The following is an 18939-nucleotide window of genomic DNA, read 5'->3' on the forward strand; positions in this document are numbered from 1 at the left end:
TTTGAAATCTTAGTTGAGGGAGCTGTTCGTGCCCATGCCGATTTGAATCATCGAGCAACGGAAGCCAATGTAGGAACGAGCCGAATCCTGGTATTCGAAATTGCGGGTACCGGTTTCGAGGAAGTACGCAATGTCTTTCCATGAACCACCACGCACCACTTTGCGGGGCTCGTTGTCGTCCGGGTTGGTCGGGTTCAAGTCCCAAACAACGGGTACCGAAGCTTCCATGTATGCATCATCACACCACTCCGAAACGTTGCCCGCCATGTCGTACAGGCCAAAATCGTTGGGGAAGAACGAACCCACTTCCGAAGTGTAAGCGAAACCGTCGGAAGCATAGTCGCCACGGCCAGGCTTAAAGTTGGCCAACATGCAGCCTTTGCTGTTGCGCAGGTAAGGGCCGCCCCAGGGGTACGTAGCCAAGTCACGGCCGCCACGAGCAGCGTACTCCCATTCAGCCTCGGAAGGCAAACGAAAGTTCGGGTCAGCAGCCGAACCGGTTTCTTCGCGGGCGGCGTTGCGGAACTTGGTGCGCCAGTTGCAGAAATACTTTGCAGCAAACCAATCGACACCTACCACCGGGTAATCATCGAAGGCGGGGTGCGTGTAGTAGTACTCCAGCAGTGGGTCGCCCATGTGGTAGGTGAAGTCACGCACCCACACCGTAGTGTCGGGGTAGAGTTCGGTCATCACATACTCTTCGCCCAGAACATCCAAAGAGTCCTGTTTGATGGCATCGACAAACTGGCGGTATTCGTTGTTGGTAATCTCCGTTTCGTCCATGTAGAAGCCGGCGATGGTTACCTGCTTGTTCATGTTCACCATCGACGCGGAAATGTCCTGGTCGGTTTGGCCCATGTGAAACGTGCCTCCTGGACAGGGTACCATTCCAAATGGAACTTCCTGAGGATTAAAGAACGGACGGTCTTCGGAACCAACGAGGTCACCCGTAGGGCCTTTGCCAAATCCACACCCGCCTAATAATGCCCCGGAAATAGCGAAAAGGGATAGTGCTAGAAGCTTGTTCATGAGAGTTAAAAATTCTGTTTTAATTGCCGATACCGCTAAAGTACATTTGGATGGGCTGGCAAATCTACACTTTTTTAGGTCGCGGTGCAATACCTGCCTTCCGCAAAAGGCGACCAAATTGAGGGTAAACACGCTGAATAGCGTAAATAACTCGGTTAATCCGTTTTATTCCTTGCGAGGCCGACTAAATTTTATCCTAACTGAATAGGACAATGCTCATCCTGAGTACAAGATAAGAAATAGGAGAATTAGAAGCTATAACGAGGCGTGCGAATGGCTGGCCGGGTATTAATCGTCGCTTTGGGCAAGCGGTAGGAGAGCATAATTTCGTGCGAGCTGAACGCGCGGGCATCCTGGTTGAAGGCAATGAAGTCGAACGCATAGCCCAAACGCACGGCGTTATCCTTTGCAAAGCTTAAGCCAAGAAGTCCTGAAACGGATTCCTCAGTGCGATAGTTAGCACCAATCCAGTACTTGTCATCAATGGTGGCACGAACGCCGCCTTCGAAAGAGTAGTTCTTAGAGTTGTTAAATTTGCTTGAGCTGGAGAAATCGCCCGGCAATACTGCTTTCGCGAGCACCATCGGAGTTACTACAACGGAAGACGAGGCTTCGATATTGTAACCAGCCGTGAAGTAGGCGTGATTTTCCGCGATGTACTTGCTGGGGGTACCGGCAGTACCGGCGCTCTTGAAGGAATACTCCGAGCGCAGCAGGTTGTTGACACTGAGGCCAGCATAGAACTTTGGTGACTCGTACCAAACGCCCGCACCGGCATCGAACTTGCTGTCGGAAGCACCGCTGGGCACGTTCACGTCGTTCGCGTCGATGGCGATATAGGTGCCTTTGCTCAGGTAGGTATAGATGCCCTGAATACCGAAGCCCAACTTGCCCGAACCCAGCTTGACGTGCTGCGAGTACGAGAGAGCCGTATTAGTCATTTTCGACTGGCCTACTTGGTCGTAGTACACGGACAGGCCAACGCCGCCGTTGAGCGCCAAGATGGGCAGCGAAACGGTAATCATGCCCGTCCGCGGCGAACCGTTGTTACCGTCGAAAGTGCCGTTGTAGTTGTAGTACTGGTAGCGGCCGATGAGGTTTACTTCTCCTTGACCTTTAATACCGGCATAAGCCGGGTTCAAATACATGCCATTCAAGCCGTAATGCGTGAACTGGGGCTGCTGTTGGGCAAGCGCCGAGCCAGCCGCAGCCGTGAGCAGCAGAGTAACGAGTAACGTTCCTTTCATAAGGCGGGGTGGTGATGGTGAAAGAAGAGGGAGGTGGGTGTGCGAAAAAGTGCGGGGGTGGGCACAGTGTAGAAGAACAGCTTCCAAATGTAAGGGAAAAACCGGCTCTAAAAAACTCGGGCAAAAAAAACCGGCGCAATGGTGGGTTGCGCCGGTTCTCAGTTGCTTACGAAAACGCTACGTTGGGCTAAGCGTTTTTGGCGTTCGGCTTTCCGACATCGGTTTGGGCGTGCCGCCGAATGTAGGCCTCGATGGCCCCGGTCATGGAAGGCGCGTTGGGGTGAGGCGCTTCGATGTCGAGGATAAGGCCGGCGTCGATGACGGCTTTGGCCGTGGTGGGGCCAAAGGCGGCAATGCGGGTGCCATCCTGCACGAAATCGGGGAAGTTGATGAAGAGCGAACTGATTCCGGAAGGGCTAAAAAACGCAATGCTGTCGTATTTCACGTCCGAGAGGTCGGACAAGTCGCTGGCGACGGTGCGGTAGATGACGGCCTCCGAAAACTTGAGATTGTTGGCCCGCATGAATACCGGCAGGTCATCCTTGCGGATGTCGGAGCAGGGGTACAGGAACTTTTCGCCCTTGTGTTTCTTGATGACGTCGAACAAATCGGCGGCCGTGCGCTCGCCTACAAACAGCTTACGCTTGCGCAGGACAATGTACTTCTGAAGGTAATTGGCGGTCTGTTCAGAAATACAGAAATATTTCATTTCTGCCGGCATTTCCAGCTTGGCTTCCTGACAAATCCGGAAGAAGTGGTCGACGGCGTTGCGGCTCGTAAAGATTACGGCCGTGTATTCCAGAATATTGATTTTATCCTTCCGAAAATCCTTATAGGACACGGGCTGCACATCAATAAACTCCCGGAAATCTACTTTAATACCGTATTTCTCGGCAATGGAAAAGTAGGGGGAAACGTCGGTGGTGGGCTTGGGCTGGGTAACCAGAATGCTGCTTATGCGCTTGGCATGCCGGCCTGTGCCCGGCTTATCTGCACTATCGGCCATACAGGTAGGAAAGGGTAATGCTTAGGACAATAAGAGAGACGAAAGGAGCTGAACGAAACTGCCGGATGAAGACAATCAATACGTAAAAACAATAAGTTTAAGTAAAACCAATAAAGGCAGTACTTCAGTAGCACAAAGATAAGCAAACAAATGTAGATTCAGGAGGGAGGCGTAGTGGTGCAAGGTGCGGGCTACCCGCAACACTGCGCCGACCAGCAAAACGCCAATAGCAGCGCTGGCCGCCCAGGCCACGGTGTGGGGCCAGCTGCCGTTGAGGCTGAGGTAGAGCAGCAGCACCAGCGGTAGGAACAAACCGGCCAATAAGGTGGTGCGCAGGAACTCTCGGTACTGAATATCGGCCAAAGGCTCGAGACCAAAGATGTAGCCCATAATTTTGACATACAGATACTTGCCGAAAACAAAGGAAGTAATGACGGCCGTGTAGAGCAGTACCCGGGCGACGATGGCAGTTTCGGGCACGTCGAAGAATCGGCGGAGCAGGGGCAGGTTTTGCAGGTCGGTGTGGATGGCGGTGAGAAGCAGCGCAAACGACAGGGCAAAGAGCAAAACCAATAACAGGTTGAGCAGCGAAAAGGCGGGCTTGGTCAGGAAGGCTTGCTGGTCGCTGTTGCGGCCGAACAATTCATCAAGCTGAAAGATGCGTGCCATGCCGGGCTGGTAGGTGGTGCGCACGGCCCCGTAACACAGGCCCAGCACGAGAAGAAAACCCAGATAAACGTTTTGGCCCTGGGGGCCGGGCAAGCGGGGCTGGGCTTGGCCGGAGCTGGCTTTGGCGGACTGGCTGGCACCGGTGGGGGTGTTGCTCACGCCCGAGAATGAGGCCAGAGCGGGAGAGCCATCGGGCTGCCATACGGCGAGCAGATGTTTGCCGGAAGGCAGATTGGGAGGCAGCAGTTGGCCCAGGTCGAGCGAATAGTTACCAGCTGTGCGAGCCGTGAATATCAGCTGATTATCAATAAAAAGGCTAAGACCGCGCTGAGCGGCGAATGACAGCGGGAAGGACTGTGTGTGGCTGACGCGCACCCACTGGTAATACGCATGGGCCGGCTGGTGATAGCCGGGCAGGTAGAAAATGAGGCGGTTGCGGCCGGCATCGTGGATGAGCCAGTCGGTGGAGAGGGAGGTTGGGGAGGCCGGGGGAAGCTGGCGGTACTCGCTGGCGCGCACAGAGCCCGGACTGGCTGCGAAAGCCAGCCATAGACCGATGGCCAGCAGCCACCTCATGCGCCACAAGCCCGGGGTGTTCATTTATGCCTATCTGCTAATTGCTGCTTTCGGCGGCCAGCAGCTGGCGGCGGGAAATGCGGCTTTGATACACTCCGAAGAAAATGCTCAGCAGGGCGGAGAAAACAGCCAGGGCACTGATAAGCACCGTATTGCCGAGGTAGGCGAACTGAATAACGGAGAGCGTGACCAGAATATTGAGCAGGCCCAGCAGCAGCACGGTGCTGATTTGCTGGAAGCCCATGGCCAGGATGCGGTGGTGAATATGGTTTTTGTCGGGTGAGAAGGGCGACTTGCCGGCCGCCATGCGCAGCGAGAACACGCGCAGCGTATCAAACAGCGGCACGAACAGAATACCCACGGCCACCGACGGCGACGAGGAACCGAACGGCTGGCCGACCCGCAGGCCCATCTCGATGAACTGAATGGCCAGCACCGACACAATAAAGCCGCAGACGAGCGAGCCGGTGTCGCCCATAAAAATGGGGGCCCGGTGGAAGTTGTAGCGCAGGAAACCCAGCAGGCCGCCTATGAGGCAAACGGCTACGTAGGCATAGTTGCCGTAACTGGCCCCGCCGTATTGGTAGAAATAATAGCCGAATGTGCTGCAGATAATCAGCACGATAGTGCCGGCCAGACCGTCGAGGCCGTCGATGAGGTTGATGGCGTTGGTGACGCCCACAATCACGAAGAAGGTGAAGGCGTAGCTGATGCCCACGGGCAGCGTACCGATGCCGAGGATGCCCTGGAAGCTGGTGAGGCGCACATCGGCCATTATCATCACGATGCCGGTGGCCAGGAGCTGGCCCACGAACTTTTTGGAGACAGACATACCTACCAGGTCATCCTTGAGCCCCACAAAAAACAGGATGATGCAGCCGGCCAGTAGCTCCTTGACGCCGTTTTCGAGGGGCGCGAAGATGGTGAGGGCCGACATGAAGCCCGCAAACACGGCTACCCCGCCCAGGCGCGGCGTGAGGGACTGGTGCACGGTGCGCCCATTGGGCGTATCGAGCATGTTTTTGAGGTGGGCAATGTAAATGATGGACGGCACCGCGAACAGGGACACCAGCAGTGCCCACATCCAGGACAGCCCTAATGGAATATCGAAATGAGTCATATGACAATACAGTAAAAGAACGGAGAGAAGCCCTGGCTGGCGGCCAGGGCAACGCGTTTAGCTATGTAATACGCCCACGCGGTCGAGCAGGGCAATGTGGGTAAAGTTGTCGGGCACGATGGAATCGGGCACGAAGATGAATTTTTTGTCGAAGATTTTGGGGCCGTGGTAGTAACTCACCCAGTACTGATTGTTGAGGTGCAACAGGGCCGAATCGAGCGGTTCGATGGGCACGGCGGAATGGGGCGGCACTACTTCGAAGAGGTAGCGCAGAGTGGAAGTTCGCACTTTCTCGCCGTCCTCGGGCTGGCTGTAGCCGTTGGCGTTGACGATGACGTTTTCCAGGGGAAAAGCATTGTGATTGAGCAGGTAGACCTGCCAAATGGGTAGACCGTCGGGCGTGAGGGCATTGTCTTCGGCGGGCACTACGGCTACCGAAACGCCTTCTACGGGGTCAAAAGAAATGTCTTGCTTCATGAGGGGTCAGGCAGATTAGGAGCGGCTGGGGGCTTGGGCCCTGCCTTCGCTATTCGGCAGAATTGGAATCGGAGGAGGAAAACGTAGCGGTCTGTGCACCGAGCAGGGCCAACAGATGGGGCAGCAGGCGCTCCTGCACTTCGGCGACGGACACAGAGGCAGCGCCACCCAATTCCTGGGCCAAAGAAGTCACGGCTTTGTCGGTGATGCCGCAGGGCACGATGTGGCCGAAATATGAAAGGTCGGGGCTGACGTTGAGGGCGAAGCCGTGGAGCGTGACCCAGCGACTGCACTTCACGCCGAGGGCGCAGATTTTGCGCGGGTTGGATGCACCTTCTTCCCAGTCGAGCCACACGCCGGTGAGGCCGGCGATGCGGCCGGCGTTCAGGCCATATTCGGCCAGGGTACGGATGACGGCTTCCTCCAGCACGCGCAGGTACCAGTGGATGTCGGGCCGGAAATTATCGAGGTCGAGGATGGGGTAGCCCACCAGCTGGCCGGGACCGTGGTAGGTGATGTCGCCGCCGCGGTTGATGCGGTGGAAGCTGGCTTCGTGCGCCGTGAGGGCGGCTTCGTCGAGGAGCAGGTGCTCGGGCTTGCCGCTTTTACCTAAGGTGTAGGTATGCGGGTGCTCGCAGAGCAACAAGTGGTTGGGGGTGGGCTGGAGGGCTTCGCCGGTGGTTTCGGCGGCGCGGTTCCGGACCTTAATGGCCAGGGTGGCATCCATGAGTTGCTCCTGGAGTTGCCAGGTGGGCACGTAGTCGACCAGCCCCAGGCGCTGCACGTGCACTTGCCGGTTAGGAGCGGAGCGGGCGTCGTCTGGAGCGGCGGCGTCGAGCAGTTGCGGGGGGAACTGTTCTACGAAGGAAGCCATGGGTTGGGGTTGATGAAACGGGACACAAAGGTACTAAGCGCGGTAAGCTTTAGCCTGACCCGCTGCACAGTTGTTGGCGGGCGCCGACCAAACCGCTAGCTTGCACGGCGCTTGCCCCTCTCCCATTCCTGCTATCACCACAGTTCAACTTATGGCCCACGCTCCTCACGAACTAGGCCAGGCCGGCGAAACAGCCGCCGCTGATTACTTCCTGGCTCAGGGCTACGAGGTACTGGCGCGCGGCTACCGCCACGGCCGGGCCGAGGTGGACTTGGTGCTGCGGCGCGGCTCAGAGCTACTGGTGTTTGCGGAAGTAAAGACTCGCTCGTCCGGCCAGTTCGGCCCGCCTGAAACGTTCGTGTCGGCCCGCAAAAAGGAGCTGTTCCGTCTTGCGGCCACGCACTTGCAGGAAGAACTGGACTGGCGCGGCGATATCCGGTTCGATATTCTGGCGCTGACCCTGCTCAGCCAGGGCTTCCGCATCGAACATTTCGAGGACGCGTTTTACTAACGTCCTTACCGGCGCTTGGGCTGCACTTTGGCCGGGGCGCGGGGCACGGTGCGCGGGGCCACGGTGGGCCGGTGCTGGCCGGGACGGTCCTCCACGTCGGGCTGGCCGCGCTTGTCGATGTTCTTTTCCTTGTCGTAGATGAGGACGGCGTTGCGGTTGTACTCACGCACCAGCTCGGGCTCGGTTACTTCGGGGTCGTAGCCGGTTTCGGCGTACTGGTACTCGTAGCGACGGCGGCCCCGGAAGCCCCAGTACTTAGTCCAAGTACCGATGCGCTTGCCGTTTTCGAACTGGCCACGCCAGTCGGGCTGGCCGTTGATGAGAAATTTAGCGTAATCGCCTTCCAGCTTGCCGTTTACGTAGGGCACTACTTCGTTGATGAGGCTGCGGTCTTCGCCATAGTAGCTCACGTTGGCATCGCGCGGGAAGCCCATTTCGTAATGGGTTTTGCTCAGCAGCACGCCGTTTTTGTCAAACTTCTCCCAACGCAGGTGGCGGGTGCCGAGGGCGTAGTAGCCAGTTTCGAGCACCTTGTTGTTTTGCATCACCTTATAGGGGCCGTGCAGAATTTTCAGGTTCGCGGCATCCTCCGGAATCTCGGCCAGCTTCAGGATTTTGTGCTTCTTGGTGTCGTAGTAATAATAGGCCGGCGCGTAGGCGCTCAGCGGCCGGGGGTACTTCAGGAAGTAGAAAATGGCAATTTCCTGGTTGCGTCCCTTGGGGCCTCTTTTCACGAAAGCACGCTTTATCTTCTCGCCCAGGAAGACGTTTTTCTTCTTCTTTTTCGATTTGCGCTGGGTGTCCTTTTCGGCATCCTTGGCGGCCTTTTCCTGCTCCTTGGTGAGCACCACCTTGCGGGCCGTGCTGAGCGAAGGCTTGCCGTTGAGCGAGTCGCCGGTACGGGTGAGCGTATCGGTGCCGAGCGCGGCCAGCACGGGCTGCTCGGGGTTGCTGTTGAAGGAAACGGCTTTGCGGGTGCAGGCCCAGGGCAGCAGCGTAAGCACCAGGGCCAGGGCCAGAAAGCGTAGCGGCCGGAGCCACAGACTAATAATACGCATGAATCGCACGGGATATTTTCGCGGCATCAACGCAAAGGTAGGGCGATTTGGTGCCCACGAGGCGCGGTCCTGAAACAGAAAAATAGGGGCTAACCCAGCCCGCATGGCGGCGGATGGCAGAGCGCGAAGGTGCCGTCCGGCATTCGGCAGCTTAGCACTTTATCTTTACCAGTTCCAATTCCTTTCCCCAATTTTTCAATGAAGCTACTGCTACCCTTAGCGGCCGCCTTACTGCTCAGCAAACTGCCCACTGCTGCGCATGCGCAGCCCGCAAATCCTCCAGCTTCGGCCAACCCAACGCTCGAATTTATTGAAAACAAAGGCCAATGGGACGGCCACGCCCGCTACGCCGCCGCGCTGCCCAACGGCCGCCTCTTTGCCGAGGCCGATGGCCTCACCTTTGCGCTGATTAATGCGCCCGCCCTGGCCCACCACGGCGCAGCTGCCCACCCCGAGCCCGCCAATGCGCCCGCTACCCCGGCCGATTCGCTCATTCGGGGGCATGCCACGACGCTGCGGTTTGTGGGCGCGGCCCCTACCGCCCGGCTGGTGCCCGCCGAGGCCTCCGCCGACCGGCGCAACTATTTGCTGGGCGCCGACCCGAAACACTGGGCCCAGAACGTGCGCGGCTACCACCAGCTGCGTTACGTCGGCCTATGGCCCGGCGTGGATGCGCAGGTGTATGAAAGTGCTGACCAACTGCTGGAATATGATTTTGAGCTGGCCGCCGGGGCCGACCCGGCGGTCATTGTGCTGCGCCACGACGGGGCCGACAAGGTGCAGCTCGACGCCGAAGGCAACCTGCAGCTGCAAACCAGCGTGGGCCGCATCACCGAGCGCGCCCCGCAGGCCTGGCAGACCGATGCCGCCGGCCAGCGCCACCCGGTGGCCTGCCGCTACCGGCTGGCAGCTGATGGCACCGTCCGCTTTGCGCTGGGGAATTATGACCGACGGCAGCCGTTGACGATTGACCCAGTGGTGGTGTTTTCAACCTATACCGGCTCGACAGCCGATAACTGGGGTTTCACGGCGACTTATGACGCGCAGGGCAATCTGTATTCGGGCGGTATCGTGTTTGGGGTGGGCTACCCGGCCAGCCCGGGCGCGTTTCGCACCTCTTTTGCGGGCCTCATTGACATTGCCATCATCAAATACAACACGGCCGTAAGCGGGCCGGCGGCGCGGGTATGGGCCACCTATCTGGGCGGCGGCAGCGCCGATTATCCCACCAGCATGGTGGTGAACAGCCAGGGCGAGCTGCTGCTGCTGGGCATCACCTCCAGCCTCGACTACCCCACCACGGCCGGAGCCATTCAGCGCACCTTTGCGGGTGGCACCGCCGCCGACCCCTACGGCAGTGGCAGCACCGCCAGCCTGCCCAATGGCACCGACCTGGTGATAACCCGTTTCAATGCCGCCGGCACGGGCCTGGTGGGCTCCACCTACCTAGGTGGCAGCCAGAATGATGGGCTTTTAGCCTTCGACCGGTTTCCGACGGTGGCCCAGCTGGTGAATAATTACGGCGACTCTTTTCGGGGTGACATTGTGGTGGATGCAACTGATAATGTGTACGTGGCATCGCACACGGCCTCGCCCGGGTTTCCGGTGGCGCGGGGGCTGGCCGGCGGCTACCACGGCGGGGCCACCGATGGCCTGGTGCTCAAGCTCAACCCTGCTCTGACGGCGCTGGTGTGGGGCAGCTTCCTGGGGGGCAGCGCGGCCGATGCCGCGTACTCCCTGCAAGTAGCGCCCGGCACCGGCGATGTATACGTGGCGGGTGGCACCACCAGCACCAACTTTCCCACCACGGCCGGCAGCTACCAAACGGCTGCGCCCGGCTATATCGACGGCTTCGCGGCCCGCATCAGTGCCAATGGGCTCAGCCTGAGCCGGGCCACTTACGTGGGCACTCCGGGCTACGACCAGGCCCACTTCCTGCAGCTGGGCTCCGATGGCGGCGTGTATCTGCTGGGCCAGACGCTGGGCACTTACCCCCGAACGCCGGGTGCTTTCAGCACAGCCAATGGCACCTTGTTCGTGCAGAAGCTGGCACCGGACCTGAGCAGCAGCCTGATTTCTACCGCCTTCGGCAGCACCGATTCCCGCAATGCCAACCGCGTGTCGCTTTCGCCAACGGCCTTCCTGGTGGACCAGTGCGACCGGGTGTTTGTGTGCGGCTGGGGCGGCGGGGCTAACCAGAACAGCGGCGTTTCTTACCTGGGCAACAATGGCTCGACATTTGGCCTGCCCATCACGGCCGGGGCCATTCAGCCCACCACCGATGGCAGTGATTTTTACCTGGCGCAGTTCACGGCCGGCCTCACGGGGCTGGCGTATGGCACCTACTACGGCCGGAATGGCAGCACCGGCGACCACGTGGACGGTGGCACGGCGCGCTTTGACCCGCGCGGAGTGGTGTACCAGGCCGTGTGCTCCTGCAGCGGCTCAGGCTTTCCGATTTTGGGCGGCGTCAATACTTTTTCGACAATCAATGGAAGTGGCAACTGCAATAACGCCGCCTTTGTCCTGAACTTTCAGCCCGACATTGCCAACGCCGGCACCGACCAGCAGGTGTGCGCCACGGCCGGCCCCCAAAGCCTGGTGGGCACGCCGGCCGGCGGCGTCTGGACCGGCCCGGGCGTGAGCGGCAGCATAGCCACGGGCTTTGTTTTCACGCCCTCGGTGGCCCTGCTGGGGGTGCAAACCCTCACCTATACGGTGGCCAGCACGGGCACATGCACCACCGTCGGCACCCGCCGCATTACGGTGGGCAGCCCGCCCACGGTCACGTTTGCGCCAGTGGGCTCGGGCGTTTTTTGCCGGGCGGTTACGGACCCGGTGCTGGCCCGGGTACCCCTGTCGGGCACCCCGGCCGGCGGCACTTTCAGCGGGCCCGGAGTCGTGAACGGAGCTTTCGACCCCATGGTGGCTGGCGCAGGCACCCACACCCTGACCTATACTTACTTTAACGGCTGCACCGTGGCGATTACGCAGCAGGTTCGGGTGGCCTTCGTATCGGCCGGAGCAGCGCAGCGAGTGTGCACGCCGGGGCCACCCGTGGCCCTGACGGGCACTCCGGCGGGCGGTACCTGGGCGGGGCCGGGCGTAACGGGCAGCCCCGCCACAGGCTTCGTATTTACCCCGACCGCCGGGCTGGCCGGCGCCAATACGCTGGTGTACACAGCTACCACAACGGCTCAAGCCACGGCGGCGGCGTGCACGGCCAGCAACAGCGTCGTTTTCACGGTGGTGCCCACGCCGGTTATCAGCCTCACGCCGCTGCCGGCCCTGTGCACGGCCACGCTCACGCGCCAGCGGCTGACTGCCACGCCGGCCGGCGGCTACTGGACCGGGCCGGGCGTGGGCTTCGATGCGGCGGGCTACTTCTTTCAGCTGCCGCAGGGCTTTGTGGGTACCTATCAATACACCTATACTGTGGGCGACAGCCCTTGCACGGTGTCGGCGGTGCTGAGCGTGGTGGTGGCGGGCGTGCCCGTGGTGGCGGTGGCGGCCGATACGGTACTTTGCCCCGGCAGCACAACGCCTTTCCGGCTGCGCGGCACGCCGGCGGGCGGCATCTGGACGGGGCCGGGCGTGACGGGCAGCCCCGCCACGGGCTTCCAGTTTGCGCCGGCCGGGCTCACTGGCTTCGCCAACCTGACGTATTCGGTGGCCAACGTGGGCTGCACGGGCACGGCCACCCGGCGGGTATCCATCGCGCCGGTGCCGGATATGGTGCCGTCGTGGGCGCCCGAAATATGTGCCGAAACCCGGCTGGCCCCGCTCACGGTGCGCTTCCGGCTGGCCAGTACTTCAAGCATGACTTACACCGGGGTGATATGGGAATTTGGCGATGGCACGCAGTCGACCGACATCAGCCCGGTTCACCTCTACGCCCTGCCCGGCAGCTACCAGCCCCGCCTACGTACCCGCTACAACCAGGGCCGCTGCGAAACGCAAACTACCCTGCCCACCGTGGAAGTGAAGGAGCGCAAGATTCCCAACATCATCACCCCCAACGGCGACAACCAGAACCAGGCCTTCCGGCTCGGCCCCGACTGCCCGCCCCGCTTGCAGGTATTCTCGCGCTGGGGCCAGAAGGTGTTTGAGGCCGCCGCTTATCGGGATGACTGGAACGCCGAGGGCCAGCCCGACGGCGTATATTACTACCTGGCCAGCTACCCGGATGGCCATCAGCTCAAAGGCTGGGTGGAAGTACGGCGGTAGCAACGGGTTTGGTAAGGCCGGACTGGCCGGACAATTTACTCGGTTGCGGCCGCTGGCCGGTGTTTTATTCGTATTCATCAGCACGTTGTTTTTCAATTAGCGCACATGAAGCAATTGCTACTCTTGGGGTTGGGGCTACTGTCGGGCTTCAGCAGCTTTGCCCAGGCAAATGGATACGATGAGCACACTACCCACACGCTGGAGTTCATTGAGAATAAAGGCCAGTGGGACGGCCACGCCCGCTACGCGGCAGCCCTGCCCGGCGGCCGCCTCTTTGCCGAAGCCGATGGCCTGACCTTCGCCCTGCTGGCTGATGACGCGCGGGCGCACCACGGCCGGCACGCGGCCGGCGATACCCCCCCGGCCAGCCAGGTCGTGCGGGGGCACGCCCTCACCCTGCACTTCGAAAACGCCGCCCATCCCCTACTCACGGCCGCAACCCCCACCACCGAACACCGCAGCTATTTCCTCGGGGCCGACCCCAAACACTGGGCCGCAGATGTGCGTAGCTACCGCGAGCTGCGCTACGCCGGGCTGTGGCCCGGCATCGGGGCGCGGGTGTATGAGAGCACCGACCAGCGCCTGGAGTATGACTTTATGCTGGCTCCGGGGGCCAACCCTGCCGCCATAGCCCTGCGCCACGACGGCGCTGACGGCCTGACCCTGGACGGTGAGGGCAACCTCGTGGTGAAAACCAGCGTGGGCAACCTCACCGAGCGCGCCCCACAGGCCTGGCAGACCGATGCCGCCGGCCAACGCCGGGCCGTGCCCTGCCGCTACGTGCTGGCCGGGCGCACCGTGCGTTTTGCCCTGGGCCACTACGATACCTCTCGCCCGCTGACCATCGACCCGGTGGTGGTATTTGCTACTTACAGCGGTTCGACGGCCAACAACTGGGGCTTCACGGCCACTTATGATGCACAGGGTAACCTCTACTCGGGCGGCATTGCCTTCAGTACGGGCTTCCCGGCCAGTCCGGGCGCGTTTCAGACCACGTTTGCGCAGCTCATTGACATTGCCATTATCAAGTACAACACCGGCGCGAACGGGCCAGCGGCGCGGGTATGGGCCACCTACATTGGCGGCAGCGGGCCCGATTTTCCCCATAGCCTGGTGGTGAATAGTCAGGGCGAGCTGCTGGTGCTGGGCTCGACGGGCTCTACCAACTACCCCACCACGGCTGGAGCCATTCAGCGCACCTTTGGCGGCGGCACGGCAGCCCAGCCGTTTGGCAATTTTGGCCCGCCCTACGACCTGCCCACCGGTTCGGACCTCATCGTAACGCGCCTGAACGCCAACGCCACGGCCCTGGTGGGCTCGACCTATCTGGGCGGCAGCGGCAACGACGGCGTACTGCCGCTGAACGTTAACCTCTCGCCTTTTGCCAGCCAGAAACAGCTGGTGCACAACTATGGCGACCCTTTCCGAGGCGATATTCTGGTGGATGCGGCCGACAACGTGTACATCGCCTCGCACACGGCCTCGACCGATTTTCCGGTGGCACGGGGCTTGGCGGGCGGCTACCACGGCGGCACCTCCGATGGCGTGGTGTGCAAGCTCGCCCCTAATCTCACGGCCCTGACCTGGGCCAGCTACCTGGGCGGCACCGGGGCCGATGCCGCTTATTCCATTCAGCTGGAGCCCACCAGCGGCGATGTGTACGTGGCCGGCGGCACCACCAGTGCCAATTTTCCGGCCACGGCCGGGGCCTACCGCGCCACTACGTTTGGCGATGTCGATGGTTTTGCGGTGCGCATCACGGCCGCTGGCACCAGCGTGCTACGCGCCACCTACGTGGGCACCGCCGGCTACGACCAGGCCTATTTCCTGCAAATTGGTACCGATGGCGGGGTGTACCTGCTGGGCCAGACGCTGGGCCAGTTTCCCACCACGCCCGGCCTGTTTCATACGGCCAATGGCACGCAGTTTATCCAGAAGCTCGACGCCAACCTGGGCCAGAGCCTGCTGACCACCTCCTTCGGCAGCCTCGACCCTGACAATGTGGGCCGGGTGAGCCTCGACCCCACCGCCTTCCTCGTCGACCGCTGCGACCGGGTGTACGTGTGCGGCTGGGGCGGCATGGTGAACGGCCGCTACCTGCCCGATTTCCCGGCGGACAACCCCTACCAGGAAGGCAACGGCAGCACCACCCGCCTGCCTCTGACATCCGACGCGCTGCAATCCAATACCGATGGCAACGACTTCTACCTGGCCCAGTTTTCGGCCGGCCTCACCTCCCTGACTTACGGCACCTATTACGGCAACGTGGACCCTAATAGCGAAGGCGAGCACGTGGACGGCGGCACCTCGCGCTTCGACCCGCGTGGCATTGTTTATCAGGCAGTTTGCTCGTGCTTTTCCTACGATGGATTTCCCATTCCGCCCGAAGCCAATACGTATTCGACTACCAACAACAGCGGAGCGCTGGGCGGGGCCGCCGGCTGCAACAATGCGGCGTTTGTACTCAACTTCCAGCCCAATATTGCCAACGCCGGTCCTGCGCAGACGCTGTGCACCACGAACGGGCCGGTAGCGCTGGTGGGTAGCCCGGTGGGTGGCACATTCAGCGGGCCGGGCGTGTCGGGCAGCGTGGCTTCGGGCTTCGTCTTCACGCCAACGCTCGCACTGATAGGCGTAAACACCGTGACCTATACGGTGCCGGGCACCGGCCTGTGCACCACCACTGGCACCCGCCGCATCACCGTGCTGGCCCCGCTCACGGCCGGGGCCGATACCGTGCTGTGCGCCGGCAGCATGCAGCCCATCCGACTGAGCGGCACACCGGCCGGGGGCACGTTCAGCGGGCTAGGTGTGACGGGCAGCGTGGCTTCGGGCTTCGTTTTTACGTTACCGGCTGGTTTTACGGGCACCGCTATGCTGACGTACACCGTTGCCAATGTCACCTGCTCGGGAGCCAGCACGGCCACCCGGCGCATATCGGTAGCGCCCGTGCCGCTGTTGCAGGCCAGCTGGGCCCCCGTGGCCTGCCCCGAAACCCGGCTGGCTCCGCTTACGCTGCGCTTCACGCTGGTTAGCTCAAGCAACTCCTCAACACCCGCCGTGGTCTGGGAATTTGGCGATGGCACGCAGTCGACCGAAGTGAGCCCTGTGCATACCTACACCACGCCCGGCAGCTACCAGCCCCGCCTGCGGCTGCGCTACAACCTCGACCGCTGCGAAACCACGGCAATCACGCCGCCCGTGGAAGTGAAAGAACGCAAGGTGCCCAACATCATCACGCCCAACGGCGACGGCAAGAACCAGACCTTCCAGCTCGGCCCCGGCTGTGCACCCCGCCTCCAGATGTTTTCGCGCTGGGGCCAGCAGGTATTCGAGGCCGCGGCCTACCACGACGAATGGAATGCCGACGGTCAGCCTGACGGTATTTATTATTATTTAATTACTTACCCCGATGGACAGCAATTAAAAGGCTGGGTAGAAGTGCGGCGGTAACAAGCGGAAATTAGGTGTGTGGAACCAATCGTTGCCACAGCCAGCGCACATCGGTCCAGCCCGGCAAAATGTCCGCCCAGGTCGCCTCAATGGCCCGGCGGTAACGCCCCACCAGATGCAGCACGCCGGCCGCGTAGGAAGCCGACATGCTCAGCGCCGCGCCCACAATGCCCAGTTGCGGCACCAGCAGCAAGCACGCGGGCACCGTAATGGCCAGCCCCAGCAGCGTAGCGCGGTTGTTGATGCCGTACTGGCCCGTACCGGCGAAATAGGTGCTGGCCTGCATCCCGGCTCCATTAATAAAAATACCCGGAGCCAGCGCCAGAATAACACCGTGCGCTGCCCCGAATTCCGGCCCGAAAATGGCGGCCAGCCACCCAGCCGGCACGGCGGCCAGCACCGCCACGGCCATGGCCGTAGCCAACAGCGTCAGCCGGCTGCCGCGCAGGGCCGCGTGGGTTTGCTCGCGCTTGTCGGGTGCGTTCACCAGCGCCACGTATTGAATGAGTGCCGTGCTGCGCGGAATCAGCCAGATGGCCTCGGCCAGCGCTACGCCCACCGAGAGGATGCCCAGCGCCCGCGTGTCGGCCAGATACACCACGGCGTAGTAGCTGAAGCGGTAATTGGCAAAGGCTAACAAGTTGGATAAGTGCGCGCCCCGGCTGTGGCGGACCAGTTCGCGGGCCGCCGCCCGCCGACGGATACGCCGGCTGCCCCAGGCATCGGGCAGGCGCAGCAGCAGTGCCGTGCTGATGAGCCACGGCAGGCCGTAGGCCAGGTAGTTGGCGTAATAATAGGCTTCGATGGAAAGCCACCGCAGCGGCCCGAATGCCCCCGCCAGCGCCACGGCCAGCAATCCGGCCTGCATGGTAGTGAGCACGTTATACGTCCGCTCCCGCTGCCGGCCCAGCAGCAGAAACACGTTGATGGACAGCAGCACCTGCACCAGCGCCACCGCCCCGAGGTGCAGCACGTAGGCCACGCCCACCGGCCGCAGCAGGCCCACGATGGCTGCCCCGCCCAGGCTCACCAGCGCGCCCCAGCCGTAGGCGGGCAGCAGCAGCAGCCATACGTTGCGGCGCGGCACCAGGTATATCAGCGAGGAGCCGCCCACCAGCCCGGCCAGCAGCGCCAGCCCCGACACATCGGTGACAAACAGACTGACTTGCCCGCGCCCGGCCGCCCCCAGGTACCGCGCCGTGAGCCACACCACGACGAAGCTCAGCCCCGCCGTGAGCACCCGCGCCGCAAAATGCTGGATGATGCGCTTTATCATACCCAAGAAAGAACTGGCCGAAATGGAAGGCGCATAATATTAGCCGGGCCGAAAACCCGGTTTTTGTACCGATTCTGTACTCTTATTACTCGTTTAATACTTTTCGATATAATTCCCCAAACGCCTGCCCTACCGCAGCCGGTGCGCAACGTGCCGTAGCATCGTCCCGCAGCTGCGCTGAATCGAAGCGAATACCACCGGTAATCACTTGTTTTAAAGCCGTTTCCAGCGCAACTTCATCGTCAGGAGTCACCAACAAGCCGAAAGCATTTTCGGGCTTAAAAAGCTCGGGCACGCCGCCGGTTCGGGTAGCTACCACCGGGCAGCCGCTGGCCCGCGCCTCCAGCAGCACGCACCCGAAGGTTTCGGCGCGGCTGAAAGACACCAGCGCGGTGGCGCGGGCCATTTCGGCGGCCACGGCTTCGTGCGGCAGCTTGCCCAGGAAAGTCACGGTACCATCGGCCAGCAGGTTTAGCTCGGTGGCGTAGGCATGCAGCATCTGCTCATCGGGGCCGTAGCCGGCAATGCGCAGCTTCAGGCCGGGCCAGGCGGTGCGCAGCCGCGCCACCACCCGCAGCACGCCGGAGATGTTCTTCACCTGGTCGTGAAAAGCCGAAACGTGCAGCAATGTGCGCTGGACTGACGGGTTGATGGATTGATGGGTTGATAGAATTGGATGGAAAAGCTCCGTATCCACCACATTGGCGATGACCACGGAGCTCGGATTCTCGAAGCCCAGCGCGGCCATGGCCCGCCGCAGCCCATCCGATACGGTGTGCAGGGCCGCCGCCCGCCGCACCACCGCCCGCGTAAGCACCCGGCGCAGCCACGAAATTCCGCCTGCCCGCTCGGGCAAATACAGCGTCCAATGCTCCGTGACGATGAACGGGATGCCGCGCACCGCCTTTAGCGCCCACGCAAACAGCCCTGTGCGCAACAGTACATGCACGTGCACCAAATCGGGCCGTTGGCCGGCCCAGTGCTGCCGCAGCCGCCGGTAGCCGCGCAGCAGACACCAGAAATACAGCAGAAGCTTCAGCGGCTTATCAATCAAAGCCAGGCCGGTGGGCGCGGCGCGGTAATAGTAGCGCAGCGTAGGCCACGCGCCGCCGAAATCCTCATCGGCCTCAATCAAACCCGGCAGCGGCCCCCGCGCCACGGCTGCGAACAGCACCGCTACCTTCGCTCCGCCGTGCGCCGCGATGGCCGCCACGTGCCGCGCCACGAAGTCGCCGTCCTGGTCGTCGTAGCGGTTGGGGTACCACTTGGGCAGGTGCAAAACGCGGGGCGTTTTCAACGGTTAGTGGCGAGTGATTAGTGGTTAATGAATCTACAAAGCTAGGCTTTCGGTACCCAGCAGCGCCAAAAACAAAGCCGGTCCCGAATATCGGAACCGGCTTTGTTTTTGGCGGTCAG

Annotated in this window: 13 protein-coding genes; 3 read left to right on the forward strand and 10 right to left on the reverse strand. The window is 61.5% G+C overall.

Going from position 1 to position 18939, the window contains the following annotated elements; translation table 11 throughout:
• Positions 1 to 9 precede the first annotated feature (9 nt).
• From porK to lipB, 7 genes are all read right to left on the reverse strand, one after another.
• Positions 10 to 1029 carry a T9SS ring complex lipoprotein PorK/GldK gene (gene porK / locus ACYVM5_RS09040; protein WP_198069399.1) on the reverse strand — a complete coding sequence of 340 codons (1020 nt, stop codon included), beginning with the start codon at positions 1027 to 1029 and terminating at the stop codon, positions 10 to 12.
• Positions 1030 to 1277: 248 nt separating this feature from the next.
• A complete protein-coding gene (locus tag ACYVM5_RS09045; RefSeq protein ID WP_198075607.1) occupies positions 1278 to 2276 on the reverse strand; it encodes a PorP/SprF family type IX secretion system membrane protein in 999 nt (332 codons plus the stop codon).
• A 187-nt stretch (positions 2277 to 2463) separates the two neighbouring features.
• Positions 2464 to 3282: a uroporphyrinogen-III synthase gene (locus ACYVM5_RS09050; RefSeq protein WP_460617799.1), complete on the reverse strand. Its 819-nt coding sequence runs from the start codon at positions 3280 to 3282 to the stop codon at positions 2464 to 2466.
• A gap of 75 nt (positions 3283 to 3357) precedes the next feature.
• The gene (locus ACYVM5_RS09055) at positions 3358 to 4551 is read right to left on the reverse strand and encodes a DUF4271 domain-containing protein (RefSeq protein WP_460617800.1); all 1194 of its coding nucleotides are present in this window, start codon (positions 4549 to 4551) and stop codon (positions 3358 to 3360) included.
• 13 nt (positions 4552 to 4564) lie between these two features.
• The gene (locus tag ACYVM5_RS09060) at positions 4565 to 5647 is read right to left on the reverse strand and encodes an MraY family glycosyltransferase (protein WP_460617801.1); all 1083 of its coding nucleotides are present in this window, start codon (positions 5645 to 5647) and stop codon (positions 4565 to 4567) included.
• A 57-nt stretch (positions 5648 to 5704) separates the two neighbouring features.
• A complete protein-coding gene (locus ACYVM5_RS09065) occupies positions 5705 to 6124 on the reverse strand; it encodes a hypothetical protein (protein ID WP_460617802.1) in 420 nt (139 codons plus the stop codon).
• Positions 6125 to 6173: 49 nt separating this feature from the next.
• Positions 6174 to 6998 carry a lipoyl(octanoyl) transferase LipB gene (gene lipB, locus ACYVM5_RS09070; RefSeq protein ID WP_460617803.1) on the reverse strand — a complete coding sequence of 275 codons (825 nt, stop codon included), beginning with the start codon at positions 6996 to 6998 and terminating at the stop codon, positions 6174 to 6176.
• Positions 6999 to 7149: 151 nt separating this feature from the next.
• On the opposite strand from lipB, the gene ACYVM5_RS09075 reads away from it, so the two are divergent.
• Positions 7150 to 7509 (forward strand): YraN family protein, encoded by a 360-nt coding sequence (locus ACYVM5_RS09075; protein ID WP_460617804.1) that lies wholly within the window; start codon positions 7150 to 7152, stop codon positions 7507 to 7509.
• 5 nt (positions 7510 to 7514) lie between these two features.
• Here ACYVM5_RS09075 and ACYVM5_RS09080 read toward each other — a convergent pair whose 3' ends face one another.
• Positions 7515 to 8567 carry a toxin-antitoxin system YwqK family antitoxin gene (locus ACYVM5_RS09080; protein ID WP_460617805.1) on the reverse strand — a complete coding sequence of 351 codons (1053 nt, stop codon included), beginning with the start codon at positions 8565 to 8567 and terminating at the stop codon, positions 7515 to 7517.
• Between the two features lie 198 nt (positions 8568 to 8765).
• On the opposite strand from ACYVM5_RS09080, the gene ACYVM5_RS09085 reads away from it, so the two are divergent.
• Complete coding sequence (locus ACYVM5_RS09085; protein WP_460617806.1) at positions 8766 to 12794, forward strand: DUF7948 domain-containing protein; 4029 nt, start codon at positions 8766 to 8768, stop codon at positions 12792 to 12794.
• A 105-nt stretch (positions 12795 to 12899) separates the two neighbouring features.
• On the forward strand, positions 12900 to 16247 hold the full coding sequence (locus tag ACYVM5_RS09090; RefSeq protein WP_460617807.1) for a DUF7948 domain-containing protein: 3348 nt from the start codon (positions 12900 to 12902) through the stop codon (positions 16245 to 16247).
• A 10-nt stretch (positions 16248 to 16257) separates the two neighbouring features.
• Here the strand turns inward: ACYVM5_RS09090 and ACYVM5_RS09095 are convergent, their stop codons facing one another.
• Positions 16258 to 17523 carry a lipopolysaccharide biosynthesis protein gene (locus tag ACYVM5_RS09095; protein WP_460617808.1) on the reverse strand — a complete coding sequence of 422 codons (1266 nt, stop codon included), beginning with the start codon at positions 17521 to 17523 and terminating at the stop codon, positions 16258 to 16260.
• A gap of 85 nt (positions 17524 to 17608) precedes the next feature.
• Positions 17609 to 18820 carry a glycosyltransferase family protein gene (locus ACYVM5_RS09100; RefSeq protein ID WP_460617809.1) on the reverse strand — a complete coding sequence of 404 codons (1212 nt, stop codon included), beginning with the start codon at positions 18818 to 18820 and terminating at the stop codon, positions 17609 to 17611.
• Positions 18821 to 18939 lie beyond the last annotated feature (119 nt).

The sequence above is a fragment of the Hymenobacter ruber genome, assembly GCF_054783255.1.

What these genes read in the sequence shown, in the direction of transcription:
- porK (WP_198069399.1), bottom strand. Translation starts at nt 1,029, where the DNA reads ATGAACAAGCTTCTAGCACTATCCCTTTTCGCTATTTCCGGGGCATTA.
- ACYVM5_RS09045 (WP_198075607.1), bottom strand. Translation starts at nt 2,276, where the DNA reads ATGAAAGGAACGTTACTCGTTACTCTGCTGCTCACGGCTGCGGCTGGC.
- ACYVM5_RS09050 (WP_460617799.1), bottom strand. Translation starts at nt 3,282, where the DNA reads ATGGCCGATAGTGCAGATAAGCCGGGCACAGGCCGGCATGCCAAGCGC.
- ACYVM5_RS09055 (WP_460617800.1), bottom strand. Translation starts at nt 4,551, where the DNA reads ATGAACACCCCGGGCTTGTGGCGCATGAGGTGGCTGCTGGCCATCGGT.
- ACYVM5_RS09060 (WP_460617801.1), bottom strand. Translation starts at nt 5,647, where the DNA reads ATGACTCATTTCGATATTCCATTAGGGCTGTCCTGGATGTGGGCACTG.
- ACYVM5_RS09065 (WP_460617802.1), bottom strand. Translation starts at nt 6,124, where the DNA reads ATGAAGCAAGACATTTCTTTTGACCCCGTAGAAGGCGTTTCGGTAGCC.
- lipB (WP_460617803.1), bottom strand. Translation starts at nt 6,998, where the DNA reads ATGGCTTCCTTCGTAGAACAGTTCCCCCCGCAACTGCTCGACGCCGCC.
- ACYVM5_RS09075 (WP_460617804.1), top strand. Translation starts at nt 7,150, where the DNA reads ATGGCCCACGCTCCTCACGAACTAGGCCAGGCCGGCGAAACAGCCGCC.
- ACYVM5_RS09080 (WP_460617805.1), bottom strand. Translation starts at nt 8,567, where the DNA reads ATGCGTATTATTAGTCTGTGGCTCCGGCCGCTACGCTTTCTGGCCCTG.
- ACYVM5_RS09085 (WP_460617806.1), top strand. Translation starts at nt 8,766, where the DNA reads ATGAAGCTACTGCTACCCTTAGCGGCCGCCTTACTGCTCAGCAAACTG.
- ACYVM5_RS09090 (WP_460617807.1), top strand. Translation starts at nt 12,900, where the DNA reads ATGAAGCAATTGCTACTCTTGGGGTTGGGGCTACTGTCGGGCTTCAGC.
- ACYVM5_RS09095 (WP_460617808.1), bottom strand. Translation starts at nt 17,523, where the DNA reads ATGATAAAGCGCATCATCCAGCATTTTGCGGCGCGGGTGCTCACGGCG.